Source organism: Brakhagea slesvicensis (genome assembly GCF_052161625.1).
In the GTDB taxonomy this organism is placed as follows: domain Bacteria; phylum Planctomycetota; class Planctomycetia; order Pirellulales; family Pirellulaceae; genus JBKCUI01.
The window spans coordinates 451,651-469,286 of record NZ_CP197412.1 but is presented as its reverse complement, the minus strand read 5'-3'; the positions used below and the strand labels follow the sequence as shown (position 1 = coordinate 469,286).

General features: G+C 53.4%; 11 protein-coding genes. 6 read left to right on the top strand and 5 right to left on the bottom strand.

Annotated elements, in window-relative coordinates:
* The 3 genes from SH467x_RS01690 to SH467x_RS01680 form a co-directional block, all read right to left on the bottom strand.
* Complete coding sequence (locus tag SH467x_RS01690) at positions 1-1,584, bottom strand: sulfatase family protein (protein WP_482369588.1); 1,584 nt, start codon at positions 1,582-1,584, stop codon at positions 1-3.
* A 74-nt stretch (positions 1,585-1,658) separates the two neighbouring features.
* Complete coding sequence (locus tag SH467x_RS01685; RefSeq protein ID WP_482369587.1) at positions 1,659-3,743, bottom strand: S9 family peptidase; 2,085 nt, start codon at positions 3,741-3,743, stop codon at positions 1,659-1,661.
* 74 nt (positions 3,744-3,817) lie between these two features.
* Positions 3,818-4,921, bottom strand: coding sequence for a cis-3-hydroxy-L-proline dehydratase (locus SH467x_RS01680; protein ID WP_482369586.1), 1,104 nt, complete (start codon positions 4,919-4,921; stop codon positions 3,818-3,820).
* Between the two features lie 192 nt (positions 4,922-5,113).
* On the opposite strand from SH467x_RS01680, the gene SH467x_RS01675 reads away from it, so the two are divergent.
* The 3 genes from SH467x_RS01675 to SH467x_RS01665 all read left to right on the top strand — a co-directional run bounded on the left by SH467x_RS01675 (position 5,114) and on the right by SH467x_RS01665 (position 10,431).
* On the top strand, positions 5,114-5,854 hold the full coding sequence (locus SH467x_RS01675) for a helix-turn-helix domain-containing protein (protein WP_482369585.1): 741 nt from the start codon (positions 5,114-5,116) through the stop codon (positions 5,852-5,854).
* Between the two features lie 378 nt (positions 5,855-6,232).
* Positions 6,233-9,007, top strand: coding sequence for a DUF1592 domain-containing protein (locus SH467x_RS01670; RefSeq protein WP_482369584.1), 2,775 nt, complete (start codon positions 6,233-6,235; stop codon positions 9,005-9,007).
* Positions 9,008-9,033: 26 nt separating this feature from the next.
* On the top strand, positions 9,034-10,431 hold the full coding sequence (locus SH467x_RS01665) for a DUF1552 domain-containing protein (protein ID WP_482369583.1): 1,398 nt from the start codon (positions 9,034-9,036) through the stop codon (positions 10,429-10,431).
* A gap of 41 nt (positions 10,432-10,472) precedes the next feature.
* On the opposite strand, the gene SH467x_RS01660 is transcribed toward SH467x_RS01665, so the two are convergent.
* A complete protein-coding gene (locus tag SH467x_RS01660) occupies positions 10,473-10,928 on the bottom strand; it encodes a chemotaxis protein CheW (protein WP_482369582.1) in 456 nt (151 codons plus the stop codon).
* Positions 10,922-13,666, bottom strand: a complete 2,745-nt coding sequence (locus SH467x_RS01655) for a hybrid sensor histidine kinase/response regulator (protein ID WP_482369581.1) — start codon at positions 13,664-13,666, stop codon at positions 10,922-10,924. Before SH467x_RS01655 ends, SH467x_RS01660 begins: the two co-directional genes overlap by 7 nt.
* Before the next feature lie 351 nt (positions 13,667-14,017).
* Here SH467x_RS01655 and SH467x_RS01650 point away from each other — a divergent pair, with 351 nt between their 5' ends.
* The 3 genes from SH467x_RS01650 (at position 14,018) to SH467x_RS01640 (ending at position 17,596) form a co-directional block, all read left to right on the top strand.
* On the top strand, positions 14,018-15,091 hold the full coding sequence (locus tag SH467x_RS01650; RefSeq protein ID WP_482369580.1) for a methyl-accepting chemotaxis protein: 1,074 nt from the start codon (positions 14,018-14,020) through the stop codon (positions 15,089-15,091).
* A 116-nt stretch (positions 15,092-15,207) separates the two neighbouring features.
* Entirely contained in the window at positions 15,208-16,389 is a 1,182-nt protein-coding gene (locus SH467x_RS01645; protein ID WP_482369579.1) for a sialidase family protein, read from the top strand.
* A gap of 10 nt (positions 16,390-16,399) precedes the next feature.
* Complete coding sequence (locus SH467x_RS01640; RefSeq protein WP_482369578.1) at positions 16,400-17,596, top strand: AGE family epimerase/isomerase; 1,197 nt, start codon at positions 16,400-16,402, stop codon at positions 17,594-17,596.
* The last annotated feature ends 40 nt before the right edge of the window (positions 17,597-17,636 follow it).

Here is a 17,636-nt window from a genome sequence, read left to right as displayed (position 1 = left end):
TTAGCGACTGCGTCCCGATTCTTTGGACCGATCTAAAATCAGTTTGAGTTCGTAAGCGATCTCAATCTCATCCCAAAACAAATTCTTGGTTTCACCGGGATCACTTTGCAAGTTGTAGAGTTGGCTTGGGGCCTCGGGAGCTGCTTCGGGCAGGGCATAGGGTCGGAGGCTGGGGTTGGAATCGTAGCGATTCCCACCCGACGCGATGTGATCCATGTATTTCCATGGTCCGCGGCGAATCGCCAGGGTCTTTACCCCTCCAAATGCTTGCGTGATCAAATAGGGGCGGATGGGAGGATGGTTTGAATCCCGGAGTGCAGGCCATACGTTGAAACTGTCTTCGGCTGCATTCACTGGCAAGTCTTCTTTGACGATTGCGGCGAGCGTCGCCATGACATCGGTGAGGCTTATGAGTTGAGAACTTTGCGCGTTGGCCGGGATTTGATCGGTCCAACGCGCGATGAAAGGAACTCGATGCCCTCCTTCCCATTGGTCCCGTTTCATCCCTCTCCATGGCCGTGCACCATCGTGGTGATGATCGGCGCGCATGTGGACCACACTGGTGACCTCGGGACCGTTGTCGCTGGTGAAGAGCACCAATGTGTCTCGGTCGATGCCAAGCCGTTGCAGGGTGCTCATGAGCTCGCCCACGATGGTATCCATCTGAACCAGGAAATCACCGTGTGGCCCTGCCTTGGACGTACCTTGAAATGGCTTTGCAGCGAAAGAAGGAAGGTGTACCGCTTGCATCGAATGAAAGAGAAAGAATGGTCTCTCTGGCGTTTCGCGAACATGCTTTTCCAGAAAACGCTGGCTTCTCCGCAGGAATTCCAAGTCGACATCTTCCAAGTCGAAATTGGGTGCAAGGAATCCTTCGCGACAATCGTTTGCATACGGATGCTTGGGTAGAGACGATTTGTCGATTCGCTTCGTGGGTGGAGTGGGGACATGATCATCTTCAAGATAGGCGTACAGCCAGTCGGTTGTCGGACAACACGCTGTACCGAAGAACGAATCGAATCCGTGGTCGACCGGTCCGCCTTCGAATCGCCGAGAGAAATCGACCTTTTGAATCGATTCCACACCGTTACCTTGAACGGGGTTGCCGTCGCGATCGAAGAAGGTCAGACCGATGTGCCATTTTCCGACGCAGGCTGTCGTGTAACCACGCTTTTTCAGCATTTCAGGAAGTGTGAGACGGTCCTTCGCAATGAGGGAGGGGCCACCCACACCTGTAAAAACGGTCCCACCGTTTTGGATACGGAATGGCATTTGGCCCGTCATCAGGCCGTATCGCGTCGGCGTGCAAACGGTTGCGGGACTATGCGCGTCAAGGAATCGCATCCCTTCGCCAGCTAATCGATCGATATGGGGTGTCGAAACCTTGGACTGATCGTTGTAACAACTTAAGTCACCGTACCCGAGATCGTCGGCGAGAATGATGAGGACATTGGGAAGATCCTGTCCACTGGCATACGGTGCTGACACGCATCGCATAAGCAGACCGACGAAGAACGCGATCGCCACCAGTCCTCGGCCTTGCATGATTGGGTTCCACATAGTGTTAGGAAGGGAATGTGGCATCGAGTTCTTACCTTTTCGGCAACGAGTCAACGGCATGTCGTCTGCATGTCGTCTGCATGTCGTTCAAATATCGTCTACATTTCGGATGGACCAGCGGGAAGATTCGCGATGAGGTATTTCAGGATCGTCAATCGTACATGAACCAGGGTACCGTCCCCTTCCCGTAAACCGTGATCGCGATTGGGATAGACCATGTAGTCAAAGAGTTTTCCCATTGCGATCAAGCGATCCACGAGGTCTTCGATGATTTGGATGTGGGTATTGGTTTCTCCTGATCCCGTGATGATCAAGAGTTTTCCTTGGAGTCCCTCCGCGAAGTGGATGGCGGCAGCCGTTTTGTAGCCCTCTGGGTTTACCTCGGGCGTTCGCATAAAGATTTCTTGGAACCAAGCGTTGTAGAGATGGGGTTGAGGCTTTGGAACAACAGCAATTCCGACATGGTAGGTGTCTGGTTTACGGAACAAGGCGTTGAGCGTATTGGATCCGCCACCGCTCCACCCCCAGATTCCCACTCGAGAGAGATCAACGAAGGGGCATTGTTTCGCAAGGGCCTTCAACCCAGCTTCTTGTTCCTCCGTCGACAAGGGGCCCAAGCTGCCGAAGACGGATCGCCGCCAAGCTGCCCCTTTCGGAGCAGGGGTACCTCTGTTGTCGATCGAGACGACGACGTAACCCATTATGGATGCAACTCGATTGAAGTCGATTTGCCCTGCCCCCCATTCGTTCAATACGGTTTGTGCGTGGGGCTCCCCATAGACGTAGATGAACACCGGATACTTTTTCGCGGGATCAAATCCCGGTGGCTTGATCATCCAAGCGTCGAATTCGATTCCATTCCCGATATCAAGTTTCAGAAATTCGGTGGGACTATCGACGAACGATTCAAGCGTCTCCAGGAGAAGTCGATTTTCCTCGAGAACCTGGATGGTGCGATGTCCAGCCATTTCTACCAATTCGACCCGCGGAGGAGTATTCAGACTGGAGAATGTATGGACTGCAAATTTGCAGTCGGGTGAAAACTGATAGTGATGGGTTCCAGGCTGGTCCGCCGGTGAGACCAACTCCAGTTTGCCACCGCCATCCAAAGGGACGCGGTAAAGATGTTTTTGTGTTGCATCATTTGGCGAGGCATAAAAGTAGAACCAGCCCCTTTCTTCATCGACAACACCCCGTTCGATTACGTCGTAATCCCCTGGTGTAAGGCACGCGATGCGCTCCCCGTCCCGACGAAAGTGGTAGGCGTGCCTCCATCCGTCCCTTTCCGTGATCACCAGAAAGGATTTGCCGTCTCGGAGCCAAATCAGCCCTGAGTTTTTTCCTTGACTGGATTCCACCCAAGTGTCGCTCGATTCGGAATAGATCGCTCGTGCTTCGCCGCGGGGGTTGCCCAGATAGAACGTCCGCTTGTCTCGAAAACGGCTAAACTGTTCAACGAGGATCGCATCGGTGCCCGGTGCCCATTCGACTTGCCCTAGATAACAACCTTCCTCAGGCGAATCGATGGCCAGCCAATTCAGTTCGGATCCGTCCGCGTTGACCACACCGACTCGCAGTGTTTCGATCGCTCCACCCACTCGAGCAAAACGATTGCGTTGGACTCCTGGATACGAAGGGTCGCCCGGAACGAGTACCGCTCGTTGTCGCACGTCGCTCGCATCGGCCTCGACAAATAGAACTCGCGACCCGTCTGAGTTCCAAGAGACGTCTCGATATCGGACGTCGCGATCCGCTGCACCCCCGACAAGAAGGATTTCGTTTTGTCCCTTTGCGTCGGTCCGCAGGAGGTTCCTGTCGCGAGTCACCAAGCGTCTTGTACCATCCGGCGAAACCAATCGGTCTCGGTTCGGCCGTGGCTTCTCGTTTGCGTTCCAACGCGTCCGATCGCCCGTCTTGGGATCGAGCAACCATGGCACCATCTCGTTTGACGTTGCATCGCGTTCTCGCAGGATGAATCCAGAGCTATCGGGTAGCCAGTCGACGGACCCATTGGCGGCGCGAAAGGCTCCTTGCTCATAAATTTGCTTAAGCCAGTATTCCGCCTTGGACGGCCACGGGGAGGCGTCCTTGGAGGAGGCGTCCTCTTGCGCGGACGCGAATTGGGAAAGGCCTGAGAACAAGCAAAGGGCGAGAGTGCAAACGGATCGGCGGATTGGGAGCATGATGCAACGCAGTGGGGGAAGATTCAACGAAAGGTGCCCATCGATGTCAGTGAGAAGAGACGCGTGTTTTCACTTCAATAGATGTCGACGGAGCGTTCGCCGAGCAAATCGAAACGGGGTTCAATACCAAGGCCCGGTGCATCGGATGCTTTCATAAAGCCATTTTCGCGTTGAGGCGCACCCGTCGCATTGCTGACGGTGACATAGCTATTGAAGTCCGTGCTCGTGAATCGGAACTCTTCAGGCGTGCTGTGGGCTAGATGTGCGATCGCTGCGGTGGTGATGTCTCCTCCCCAGCTATCTTCCAGCGTCATGGCGATTCCCATGCTGACACATAGATCTCGAATCTGTTTGGTCTTGGTCAGTCCACCGAGCTTGCTGATTTTTAGGTTCACCACGTCCATGGCGAGATCGGATTTCGCGCGAAGGAGCATATCCAGTCCATCGACGTTTTCATCGAGCACGAAGGGGTGGTCCGTATGACGCCGGACGGCCAGACACTCTTCGTAAGTCAAGCAAGGTTGTTCGATGTAAACATCGAGATCTCGCACAGCGCGGACAACGCGCATCGCTTCGTGTTGCGTCCAACCCGTGTTTGCATCCGCTACCAAGCGATCCGAAGGAGCAAGCACTTCGCGAGCTTGACGGATGCGTTGGATATCCAAATCGGGATCACCCCCAACTTTAAGCTGAAATCGTGTGTAACCCTCCGACTTATAACTAGCGACGTTGCGGGCCATCTCATCGGGAGGTGTTTGAGAGATAGCTCGGTACAGTCGCACTTGTTCCCCGAAACGCCCTCCAAGCAATTGGCACACGGGCAGTCCAGTCACTTTGCCCAGAATATCCCAGCATGCCATGTCGATCCCTGACTTCACATAAGGATGCCCTTTTAGCGCGGCATCCATGCGATGGTTCAGTTTCCCAAGCTCGCGTGGATCGGATCCTAAACAGTGCGGTGCAAGCTCGCGTAGCCCCGCGCGAACTCCTTCCGCGTAAGCCGGCAAATAGAATGGACCGAGCGGGCATACTTCGCCATACCCCACAACGCCTTGATCGGTCTCTACACCCACGATCGTGCTATCAAAAACGGAAACGGACTTCCCACCTGACCATTTGTAGGACCCTTCCACGAGGGGCAAGTCAATACGGTGCGCGAAAACACGGACGATCTTCAAGGGACAATGCTCCTTGCGAGGGTTCTGTTGTAAAAAATGGGTGCAATGCCCTCGAGTGCATAGCACCTCACTCGCGGCATCGATTTTATTTTTTGAAGTCCTTACCTATTTCATAAAGAGTCCGTTAGTTTATGTACCTACAAGTTGAGCGTCTTGCAAGAACACCACCCTCCCAACGTCAAAACGCGCATAATGGATCCCAGCCCACTCTTACCACACCAAATCCAAAGCGTTCCGATTTCGATTTTGGAGGAGCTTTTCGATCAAGTTCCAGATGTTGCCTTTTTTGTCAAAGATTCGAGCGGTAGGTATCTAGCGGTCAATCAGTCCTTGGTTGAGAGGCATGGCTTTCATGTGAAAGCGGACGTGCTCGGGAAGAACCCCGCTGAAATCTGCAGCGGAGACTTTGGAAGAATCCCTTCGGAACAAGATCGACAGGTTTTGCGGACTGGCTACCCAATCATCGATCATTTGGAAATGCAATGGGATTTGTCGGGGAAGCCCGTATGGTGCTTGACCACCAAGCTTCCACTCCTCAGCGATAGTGGCCATGCGGTTGGAATCGTCGGTTTTTCAAAGGATGTACGGATGGCAGTGGAGCTATCGTCTGTTCCACCTTCGTTCGCACGAGCGTTGGAGGGATTTGAGAAAAATCTTCCTCCTGACGCGTCCCCCTCGTGGCTTGCCAAACAGTCCAAGATGCCTCCCCATCGTTTTGCGCGTACCATGAAAATGGTGTTCGGGTTGACGCCAACCCAGTACATCGCCAAAACGCGCATAGGGTTGGCGTCGCAACTGTTGCTGCATACCGATTTATCGATTTCCGAGATCGCCCAGAAATGCGGCTTCTACGACCACAGCGCTTTCTCGCGCGCGTTCAAGAAATCGACGGGGGCAAGTCCAATTGATTTTAGGCGGGAATGGAAGGAGTAATCGAATGGAGAGGGATGGACCGACATGGCAAAGTACCGTCCATCAGTTCCATCGGTATTCCTGCATTCGCCCGGCCGCCGCTTGGATTTGTCGATCCAGTTCGCCCCATTTTTGCTAGTCCGATGACGGATCGCATCGGATTGGTCCCTGTATCCTACGTTGCGAGATCCGGATTTCTTCGTTGAAGCCGCTTGGCTCTTCCTGCTATGCTAGAAAGGGCCGACGCTTTTTTCAGGCTTACCAAATCGGGCTTGCGAGGCCGACGTACTCCCCTACCGATCTCCCCTACCGATCTCACCCACCAACCGTACTCTCGCCAATTCCCACCCATCGTCGCAATTGAGTTTATGTAGCCGATGGTTGTCTGGACATTCCTCTATGCTCAAGAATTCCGTCTCCGTATGGTCCCGCTCCATGTTGATGATTGCAGTGGGGATGTTCTCGATCGAATGCATGGGCGCTCCTGTAGCCATTTTCGCGGACGATGGAAAATCGCATTCATCGCCAACGCATCGGGAGCTTGAACAACTGAAGCAGGATGGATGGTCTCGCTCTCGTTTTCAGTCGCAGCGCAACGTTCCAGAGCGATTGGACTCGGTCCCCAACGAACGTCCCCAACCGAGACTTCAAGAATTCGAACAACGGATTGCACCGATTTTGCAAAAGGCTTGTGTGGATTGCCATGGTCCTGATGAACAGGAGGGGAACGTTCGCATCGACACGCTGGATCCCAATCTGCATGGCGGCAAGGACACCGACTGGTGGACCGACGTCTTCGCAGCGGTCAGCAAAGGGGAAATGCCTCCGCCCAATAGCGGAACACTGGATGACAAAGATCGGCAGACAATGGTGGAGTGGCTTTCCCACGAGCTGCAGACCGCATCCATTGTCCGCAAAAAATCGGCCACGCATTCGACCTTTCGTAGGTTGACTCGATACGAAACCAACTATGCGATTCAAGATCTGCTGGGACTTCCCTGGGACTTTGCAAAGGACTTACCGCCGGAAGCAACTTCGGAAGATGGCTTTCAAAACACTTCGAGCCAGTTGCATATGTCCGTCTCTCAATTCGAGACGTATCATCGTTTAGCCCGCACCGCGATATCTCGAGTCATCGCGGTGGGTGAGAAGCCCAAGCCGTTGATTTGGGGTGTTCCCATGTCCGCTCCTGCCAAGCTATCTTGGGCGAAGCAAGATCAGCAAGTTTCGGAGTTAAAGAAACGGCTAAAGGACGAACCGGAAAAATTGGAGGCGGAGTTGAAACAGCTCCTAGAGAGCTTCCACCGTGAGCACAAGCGGACTTACTTCCGATCATTGGTGACGGGACAGACTGCTCCGGCGACTTGGGAGTATTACGATGCCAAGTATGCCAATGCTCCATCGGAACAGCCGGTTGTTATGCCCGAAACGTTGGAACAAGTCGCTGTGGTTCCGGCAGGACAATGGCTCAATATCGAGTTGGGAAACCAGCTGCCTGATGAAGGGACGATGCGAGTCCGCGTCCGCGCGAGCCGGGCGAAGACCAGTAGTGGTCGCATGCCGAGCTTGCAATTGCATTTCGGGTGGCAAGCTAGCAACGAAGGAAGAGCTCTGTTGAGAGTTGGCGATGGCGACACCCCGATCGACGCGCCCCAGGGGGCTTCCGCTGTCTACCAATGGGATGTTTCCCTTGGCGAAATTTACCCGCGCAACTCGGTTCGCAAGACGTCGCCGATGGGAGCCATGCCAAGTCCCTCGGAATACATTCGATTCGTCAATAGCTCTGCATCGGAGGGAGATATCGTTCTCGAATATGTCGAGGTGGAAGCGCCCGTGTATGACGAGTGGCCACCGGCATCGCACACCAGGCTGTTTCCTGGACGCATTGACGAAATCGATCGAGACCAAACGATCCGTCAAGCTATTTTCCAGTTCATGCATCGGGCTTGGCGACGTCCCCCGACGGTCGGCGAGGTCGATCAAAAAATGGCCTTGTTCAACGCCATAGAAAGCGAATGTGAGCACGTGGAGGAGGCGATCGGAGAAGTCTACGCGACCGTCCTGTCATCCTCTCATTTTCTGTATGCGGTGCAGCGACCAGGGCAACAACCAGGGCAAATCGAAGAGGATCGCGAACGAAGCGTGAGCGATTCTTCCGAAAAATGGTTGTCCTCGCACGAGTTAGCAACTCGTCTTTCACTATTCCTATGGTGCAGTATTCCGGACGACGAGTTGTTGCGGTTGGCGGATTCGGATCGATTGCTCGATCAAGAGGTGCTCGAGCAGCAGGTCCATCGGATGCTCGAGGATCCTAAATCCAGGCGGTTTTGCCAGCAGTTTGTGCATCAATGGCTGAACATGGAATTACTCGAGTTTCTTCATTTTCAGCAGCATGTGCGAGGTTTCGATCCTCTGTTGAAGGAGGCGATGCAGCAGGAGCCGGTCGAGTTTTTTCAAGAGGTGTTGAAGAACAACGAAAGCGTATTGAATTTCCTTCACGCGGATTACGCGATGGTCAATGAAAGGCTCGCACGCCACTACGGATTGCCCAACGTTTTCGGCAACGAGTTCCGCCGGGTTCCGACCGGGGACGACATTCGATTGGGCGGATTGCTGACGCAGGCAGGGCTTCTCGCGATGAATTCCGACTATCCCGACTCTCATCCCTTGAAGCGTGGGAAGTGGCTGTTGGTGAGTCTTTTGAACGATCCGCCTCCCCCACCTCCGCCGGCGGTTCCCCAAATCGATCTCGCCAATCCTGAGATCGCAAAGATGACCCTGAAAGAGCGGATCGAGGACCACCGCAACCATGCGGCCTGCATGTCCTGCCACGTGAAGATCGATCCATGGGGCATCGCCTTCGAGAACTATGACGCGCTCGGAAAGTGGCGAGATCAGATTCAAGGCAAGCCCGTCGATGCAGCGAGCGACTTGTTCAATGGTGAGTTGCTCGACGGGATGGCGGGTTTGAAGACGTTTCTGCTTGAGCACCGGCAAGATCAGTTTGTGAGCGCCATGGTTGTCAAGGGAACAACCTACGCACTGGGACGCCCCTTGCACTTCACCGACAAAGCGGATCTCGACAAAATAACTGCCCAAGTACGCACGCAACGGGACGGCCTGCGGTCGCTGCTCGTTGCGATTGCAACCAGCGAATTATTTCGATCCCGTTAAAGCATCTATGGAAAGGCTATGACCAAATGAATATTCGATTGGATCAAGTGGATCGACGAAGGTTTTTGAGAGGAGCGGGATACGCTTTGGCGCTTCCGATGTTCGGAACCTTCCGCTCGCTAGGTAATGACACGACTCTTTCAAACCCCAAGCGTCTGGGCTGCTTTTATTTTCCAGATGGTGTCCCCATGCCGTTAGCGCAGGACCCCGCCTATCAAGACTGGGCTTGGTTTCCGCACGGAGATGGTAACGATTTTCGCTTTACGAAGTGCATGGAAACACTTGAGCCGATCCGATCCGACTTGACGGTCCTTTCGGGCTTTTCTCATGTCGCATCGAGAAACGTCCATGGTCATAACAATGCCGATCAGTTTCTCACCGCCGCAGCGACCGGCGACGGCGACCGCAACTATCAAAATTCGATTTCACTCGATCAAGTCTACGCGGAGCATGTCGGAGACGAGACTCGTTTTTCGTCGTTGGTGATGTCGACCGATGGCGGGACCGGGACAGCTCGAGGCGCGCACACGATTTCCTTTGATCGAAACGGACGCCCTATTCCTGCCGAGCATCGGCCGAAGCAGATATTCGATTCGCTCTTTGTCACAAGCGACAAACAATCCGCGAAGCGACTCTCTCTCACTCGTAGCGCGTTGGACGACATGCTGGCTGATGCACAGTCGCTCAAGCAGACGTTGTCGGTGGAGGACCGCAAGAACCTCGATGAATATCTCGAGTCTGTTCGGCAAGCGGAGGTGAAAGTAGAAAAGGCCAAGAAATGGTTGAATGCACCGCTTCCGAACATCGAGCGGGATCATCTCAATCTCGAACTGACGACGGACGAACCTCGCGAATACCTACAGATCATGTTCGAGATGATCTATCTCGCATTCCGTACCGATTCAACACGCATCGCCACCTACCAAATCGGTCGAGAAAACGGAATCGGGCGCAGCGATCATTTGTCGCGAGCCGTTGGATTCAACTTGGCACATCAACTTTCGCATGAAACCAAGAATCCGGATGGCTGGAAGAACTTCGGTATCTACTGCAGATTCCTCAACGAAGAATTCGGTCGCTTTGTCGAAAAGTTAAAAGCGACTCCTGAGCCTGCGGGGTCGGGGGCTATGCTCGACAATACTCTGATACTTTATGGATCTGCATCGAGCGCCTTTCATCTATCCCGCAACTACCCCATTATCCTGGCGGGTGGGAAGAACATGGGACTCAAGCATGGGAAGTATATCAATCATGCTGGAAATCGATTCCAGGGAGGGCCTTGGCTCGGCGACCGCGAACCTTGGCAAGACAAAGCGACCGTAGAAGACGTTCCTCTGTCGAACTTGTTCGTCACCATGCTGCAGAAGCTGGGAATGCCAACGGAGCGATTTGCGGACAGCACAGGAATGGTCGCGAGTATTTGATCGCTCACACCGGGAATGGGGGACCATTCCAGCGACTCCGTTTAGCGATAAACCAACCCGAGCTTTGGCAATTCGGAGGCCTCGAGGACCAGCAAAAGTCCTTTCGGCTTTTGGATGAGCCCCTCGAAGACGTGGGCGTTTTCGAGCGAGAAATTGGCGGGTAATGTTTGCAAAGCTGCCGTTGGAAACGTTTCCACATCAGCCACTTCGTCCACCAAAAGAGCCATTCGCTCATCGCTATTCTTGAGCACGATGAATTTAGGCTTTCCTCTGGAAACCGCCAAAGGTTGGATGCCTAGAAGACGTCCCAGGGCAATAACGGTCAACACTTCGCCACGTAAATTAATAATACCTGCCACAGATTGGAATGCGACGGGCGCTTTCTTCAAGTTGGCATGGCAATTGATTTCTTGAATGCCATCGATATTCAAACCGAACTCATGGGTTCCAATTTTGAACGTCATCAATTCCAGTGGTTTGCAGTCTGATGTTAACATTTAGGGCCCTCTTTTCGATCTGGATTGGATTGGCCAAGAAGTATCAGTTTGGATAGCAAACATTGCACTAATCGATCGCGATCCAGCTTGATTTGCCAATCGTCAATTCCGACATCTCTTCCCCTTCTCTGGGCGGCATCGGTATAGAGGCTTGTTATGGCGACAATCGGCAACTCTTGAAGGCGAGAGCACGACCGAATCTTCAGTGAAAGATCAAATCCATTCATTCGAGGCATTTCAATATCCGTTAAAAGCAAATCGATTTTACAATCCGTCTGTTGCAGGATCTCCCATGCTTCTTGCCCGTCAAAGGCTGTAACCACCCTCAAATTCGCTTGCTCTAAGAATCGTTTGATTTGGTTGTAGAAGAAGGGGGTATCCTCTGCGAGAAGGATCGTGTATTGGGACCAATCATGCGACGGGGCGTGCGGTTTTGGTCGAAGTTCCTCGTGTACGGTGGCTGCAGCAAGGTCGACCAGGCAGGATGATCGGTCGAGTGCCGTGGTCCTTCTCAGTCCCAATTCTGCATCCGCGAATTGGTACAGGTCTAGCATCTCGACAATCGTGTCGTGGAGCAGTACCGTCCCGACAACCGCATGGTGAGCTGGTTCGTTCAATCGAACGAGGGTGGGAATGTCGCGGATGTCGACGATCTCTCTCACGAGAAAGCCAATTTCCGTTTCTCGTACCGTGAATACCATGACATAGCAGAAATCGCAGCCTTCTTTCACAATCCTTCGAATGCTGTTTTTCTCCCATTCCAGAACTTGCAATTGTCCACCACGGTAGGGGACGATCCACTGCTGATTAGCAAACTGAATATCTCGGGGGTCGACCCGTTCGATCCGTTGGATAACCATTCTTGGGATCGCCGCGAGTTGTCCGCTTTCCCGACGAACAATGATCGCGGCTTGGGACTCGTCGCATGGAAGGTCGGATGTGGTATCCAGTAGGGGCAATGGAGTGCTCATTTGCCCGAGCCTCGCTCGCTCTGCTATGCCCTGCATGCTCAGTATGAATGCGACGTTTCCGTCACCAAGCACGGCAGCCCCATCGAGATACCCGCATTGTCCAAGGTGTGAGCTGACGGGTTTCACAACGACATGCTCTGGATCACGCACTTGTTCCACCGCGAGTCCAAAGCGAAAGCTACCTGTTTCAATCACGACGATTTTGTTGATGCGCTGTGGTGTTGGTTTCGCTCTGCACTCGGGTGGCAGGCAGGCTTGAAGGCGAACCAAAGGTAGAAGATTGCCTCGCCAGCGAATCAACTCCACGCCTTCGATCCGATCGATTCGATCGCCGAGATCCTCTTCGGACAAACTCAAGAACTCGATGACATTCGCCTCGGGAATCGCGAACTGAAAGCGATCTTGGCAAACAATCCACGAGGGAACAATCGCCAAGGTGAGAGGGAGCGTGATGTAGATGGTAGTTCCCTGTCCGAATTCGCTCTCGATGTCGACGGTTCCGCCAATCCGTTCGATATTGGTTCGAACCACATCCATACCTACTCCGCGCCCACTAACGTCACTGATAGAGTCGGCAGTGGAAAAGCCAGGTCGAAAAACCAGGTTCGTAACATCGCGTTCCGTGAGACGAATCGACTCGTCGTGTGAAACCAGGCCTCGCTCGATGGCCTTTCGAAGGATGCGTTCACGGCTAATGCCCTTTCCATCGTCTTCGATGATAATCCTGACTTTACCTCCCTCGTGCATCGCTTTGAGTTGCAGCGTTCCCTCGACATCTTTCCCCGCGGCTCGGCGATCCTCGGGTGATTCAATGCCGTGGTCCAGCGCATTGCGAATGATATGTGTGAGGGGATCGGCGAGCGCCTCGAGTACGGTTTTATCCAACTCTACCTCGGCACCTTCCACCACGAGTCGACATCGCTTAACAAGCTTCTGATTGAGATCGCGCACCAATCTCGGAAAGCGACTGAATAACAATCCGACCTGTTGCATTCTCGCGTGCATAATCGCGTCTTGCATCGCCGTTGTCACTTGGTCGATGCGAGAACCGATACCCACCAAAGCCTTGAGTTTGTACTCGTCGATCGTCCGAACTAACTGATTGCGCGAAAGTACTAACTCCCCAGCTAGGTTCACCAACTCTTCCAGTACAGCCACGGGTACTCGGATCGACGAATCCGAAGCCGATTTCGGTGGATTCGAGGTCAAGCTGCTCGTCAGGGAAGACTCACTGCATGTGACGGGGCGGGAGTTTACGGTGCTCGATGCACGTGTTTGGGACGTTTTTGAGGCGACATCTTCCGATTCAAGCAGCGACTGAACAGAACGGATTGACTTTTCAACAGATTGAGAAACATCTGTTTCGGTCGAGGCTATGGTTGGGGGGACATGGAGACCTGCCAGGGACTGAATCGTACAACCAAGATCAAGCTCGTGATCGGGTTTCCCCACCAACGTTCGTAGTTGATCGTTGGCCTGCAAAAGAATATTGATGCAAGGAGTCGAGATCTCGATCTCTTGTCGTCGGAGTTTGTCCAGCACCGACTCCATTTCATGTGAAAGCTGCTGAATCCTGTCGAATCCTAGGAACCCAGCCACCCCCTTAATAGAATGGATGGCGCGAAAGACCTCGTTAAGCACATTTTTGTCCGCATGGGACTCGAGGGTCACCAGATGGCGATCAACAAGATCCATGGAGGTGGTGGCTTCAAGAACAAAATCCTCGAGAAAGGATACGTCTTCCTTTATGGTCGATTTCGCTGGCATGATTATGAATCGATTCCGAATTCCTCTTGCATGACTCGTCCTTACTACCGATCGAAGAGATCTCCCGTAGAGTGTTACACCTTAAATAGCGCAAGATTCCCGGGTTATTGGAATTTTCGTGAGAAAAGGAACCTTCTAGAATAAATACTTACTTTCTATATGAAAATGAATGAAGCTTTCTGTGTTCGATTTTGACTTTTGTGAATTGGGGTTCATAGTTCTCCATCCTCTCTTGCAACATACGATCGATTTCCACCTCTTCTATTTCGAGCCAGGCATATGCCCGAGCAACAAGACGATAAATTTAGTCCGGAATTGGTTGCAGGACTGACAACGACGCTGGATTCTGTCATGGATCGCACTATTAATGCGATTGACAAGGTGAATGATCAGATCCGCGTTCTTGCATTGAATGCACGCATTGAAGCGGCGCGAGCCGGGGACGCGGGCAAAGCATTTAATATCGTAGCAATGGAGATCGCTGGACTCTCAAACAGTTCCACAGAGGTTGTCGCGAACTTGAAGCGACGTTCGCGAAAAACCCTCTCCAGAATTAGCAAGATCAGCGAAGACATGGGGAAATCGTTCAAAGGAGTGAGGCTCAGCGATTTGGCTCGGATGAATATCGATTTGGTGGATCGATGTCTATACGAAAGATCATGCGATGTGCGCTGGTGGGCGACCGATGCCAGTGTTGTAGATGCGTTGACAGACAAGAACGCAAGGTCTGCAGAGTTCGCGTGCCAGCGGTTGAGGACCATTCTCGATTCTTACACGGTATACAGCGATTTGGTGTTATGCGACCCGAACGGGCAAGTCATTGCTTGCGGAAGACCGGAGATGTTCAGGTCCATTGGTACGGAGCAATCGAGTACCGGTTGGTTCCAGTCTGCGTTGCAGAGCCGCTCGGGGCGGGAGTATGGATTCCAAACGGTTCATCCTTGTGCGATCGTCAACAACCGACTGTCGGTGGTATTCTCTGCGGCGGTTCGGGAAGACGGCGCCGTGGATGGCCGAGTGATCGGGGTCTTGGGGATCATCTTCAATTGGGATAACTTCGCACGCGACATTGTCAATAATGTCGCCTTGTCGAGCGAGGAGAAGCAGTCGACACGAGTTTGCATTGTCGATCCTTCTGGACTCGTGCTTGCCGACTCCCAAGGCAGAACATTGCATGAGAGCATTGAGTTCAGCAGTCGGGGCAAGTTGTTTGCTGGGAAAAAAGGTTATGTGATCGCTGACGTGGGGGACGCGAAGTGCTGTATCGGCCATGCCCAGTCCGCAGGATTTGAGACTTATGCGAGCGGATGGCACTCGGTCTTGATTCAAGAAATCGGAAACGATCCTCCGAGAGAAGAACAGTCGCTGAGAAAACGGGCGAGACGTCGTTCGACCCAGAAGGTGCGCAGACCTGTTGCCAACTGAGACGCGTGGGGGTAAGGTGACGAGCTTCGGTTCGCGGAAATGCTGCACTGTCATGGGCGGCACCGCTTAGGAACAATCCCTCGATACGCTCGCCATTTTCGATTGCGCAGGTTGGTATGAATGCGATTGGACTTGCTCGGTGTGTGGCTTGCGCGGCTGCCGTGAGTATGGCTCTAACGGTGGGTGCAGCCTCGCCACCTGACGAGTTCGATGTCTTTGTTCCAAAGCAAGACGGGTTTGCGTCTATTCGAATTCCTTCATTGGTGGTGTCCAAGCGAGGAACGTTGCTCGCCTTTGCCGAAGGGCGAGCCGCCGATGCCGATCAGGCTAAAAACAAAATCATCTTGAAGCGTAGCTCCGACGGAGGTGAATCTTGGAGCTCCTGCGCTGTAATCGCTGAGGATGGCGAGAATGCTCTGAACAACCCGTGCGCGGTGGTCGAGCAGAAAACGGGTACGATTCTGCTGATGTTTCAGTCCTATCCCGCAGGTTTGGCCGAGCGGAGCGGTCAGATAGTGCCAGGTTATGAAGGGACGGCCATCGTTCGCAACTGGTTGATCGCCAGTGTCGATGACGGAGTGACCTGGAACACTCCTCGCGACCTGACCCGTAGCACAAAAAGAGAGCGTTCGGTCACGACAATCGCTGGAGGACCCGGCGTCGGAATCCAGCTTGCTCGAGGAAATCACGCTGGACGCATTCTCTTTCCTTTCAACGAGGGGCCCTTCGGACTTTGGAATATCTACGCCGTCTACAGCGACGATTTGGGCGAGTCGTGGAGAATGGGAGAGATTGCTCCAAAGGGAATTCTTACGACGCCAGATGGAAAGAAATCGAGCACGGTCAACGAGGCTCAATTTGTAGAATTGAACGATGGGTCGGTTCGATTCAATGTACGCCGATGGGCGGGCAAAGCAGTTCGCAAGTCGGCGGTTAGTCAAGACGGAGGAAACACCTGGTCCGAGGTGGAAGACGCACCGGACTTGGTCGATCCTGGATGTATGGGATCGGTCATTCGCTATGAGCAGACTGGTGCACCGAAGAAAGCCCGTCTTCTCTATTCCGGTCCGCAAAGCCAAGGTCGGGATCATGGGACCGTTTCGGTGAGTTACGACGAAGGGAAAACATGGCCTGTGAAAAAGGTCATCCAGCCAGGGCCTTTCGCCTATTCCTGTATGGCCCAACTCCCGGACGGATCGATCGCATGTTTGTATGAAGCCGACGGTACACAGCGTGTCGGATTGATTCGATTCGGAATGGATTGGTTGGAATCCCATTCCGACGCGGACGAGAAATAGGCAATCCACCATGTATTTATTGACCGAAGAAGGTCGCGCTGGGTTGATCGCGCAGTACCGAGACTCGCTTCTGAGCGATGTGATCCCGTTCTGGCTGCGTTATGGTCTGGATCGGGTCTTTGGAGGCTACTTGACGTCCCTCGATCGCGACGGAGCGGTGGTGGATACGGACAAGTCGATTTGGTTCCAAGGCCGCGGGGCTTGGATGTTTGCCACCCTCTACCTTGACGTCGAACCGAGAGAGGAATGGCTCGAGGCTGCTCGAAGCGGGGTCGAGTTTCTGCGTCGGTACGGAGCGGATGCTAATGGCAAACACTATTTTACGGTCGCTCGGGAAGGAACGCCGCTCCGGATGCGCCGGTACGTGTATAGCGAGTCATTTGCTTCTATTGCTTATGCCGCATTCCATCGCGCGACAGGTGAGTCCGAGGCAGCCGAACAAGCCGTTCGGTGCTTTGAAAAGTACCTATGGTATTCGTTTGAGCCTGGGGTGATGGCACCAAAAACAGTCATCGGTACGCGGCCTTCGCTGTCGATCGGCCCGCATATGATTTCGATGGTAACCGCGCAAGAGATTCGCAAGTGGTTGGGGGATATTACCGTACAAGGCAAAACATGCAGCGCATGGATCGACTGGTCTTTGGAGGAGATCCGAAGCAAATTCCTCAACCACGCGGAACGCGCGGTCATGGAGACGGTTGGTGTGAACGGGGAAGTCTTAAACCACTTCGATGGCAGACAACTGAATCCTGGCCATGCGATCGAATGCGCCTGGTTTGTCATGCGTGAAGGGCAGCTGCGCGACGATCGCCAACTCATTCAGTTGGGCTGTCAAATGCTGGATTGGATGTGGGAGAGAGGTTGGGACCCAGAGTTTGGTGGCCTCTTCTATTTTCGGGACCTACGCGGCCTTCCGGTGCAAGAGTATTGGCATGATATGAAATTTTGGTGGCCACATTGCGAGGCGATCATCGCTACATTGCTCGCGTGGTCGCTGACCGGAGAAGCCAAATATGCGACTTGGCACCAACAAGTGCACGATTGGAGTTTTCGGAACTTTCCCGATCCCGAATTTGGGGAGTGGTTTGGGTATCTCCACCGCGACGGACGGAAATCCAACACGTTGAAAGGGAGTTTGTGGAAAGGCCCTTTTCATTTGCCTCGCATGCTCCACACCAGTTGGAGCATCCTGGCATCCATTCCTTGAACCTCTCCCAAGGTTCTGGACACTCCGAGGTCGTTGCCCG

What these genes read in the sequence shown, in the direction of transcription:
- SH467x_RS01665 (WP_482369583.1), top strand. Translation starts at nt 9,034, where the DNA reads ATGAATATTCGATTGGATCAAGTGGATCGACGAAGGTTTTTGAGAGGA.
- SH467x_RS01670 (WP_482369584.1), top strand. Translation starts at nt 6,233, where the DNA reads ATGCTCAAGAATTCCGTCTCCGTATGGTCCCGCTCCATGTTGATGATT.
- SH467x_RS01655 (WP_482369581.1), bottom strand. Translation starts at nt 13,666, where the DNA reads ATGCCAGCGAAATCGACCATAAAGGAAGACGTATCCTTTCTCGAGGAT.
- SH467x_RS01640 (WP_482369578.1), top strand. Translation starts at nt 16,400, where the DNA reads ATGTATTTATTGACCGAAGAAGGTCGCGCTGGGTTGATCGCGCAGTAC.
- SH467x_RS01645 (WP_482369579.1), top strand. Translation starts at nt 15,208, where the DNA reads ATGAATGCGATTGGACTTGCTCGGTGTGTGGCTTGCGCGGCTGCCGTG.
- SH467x_RS01660 (WP_482369582.1), bottom strand. Translation starts at nt 10,928, where the DNA reads ATGTTAACATCAGACTGCAAACCACTGGAATTGATGACGTTCAAAATT.
- SH467x_RS01690 (WP_482369588.1), bottom strand. Translation starts at nt 1,584, where the DNA reads ATGCCACATTCCCTTCCTAACACTATGTGGAACCCAATCATGCAAGGC.
- SH467x_RS01650 (WP_482369580.1), top strand. Translation starts at nt 14,018, where the DNA reads ATGGATCGCACTATTAATGCGATTGACAAGGTGAATGATCAGATCCGC.
- SH467x_RS01685 (WP_482369587.1), bottom strand. Translation starts at nt 3,743, where the DNA reads ATGCTCCCAATCCGCCGATCCGTTTGCACTCTCGCCCTTTGCTTGTTC.
- SH467x_RS01675 (WP_482369585.1), top strand. Translation starts at nt 5,114, where the DNA reads ATGGATCCCAGCCCACTCTTACCACACCAAATCCAAAGCGTTCCGATT.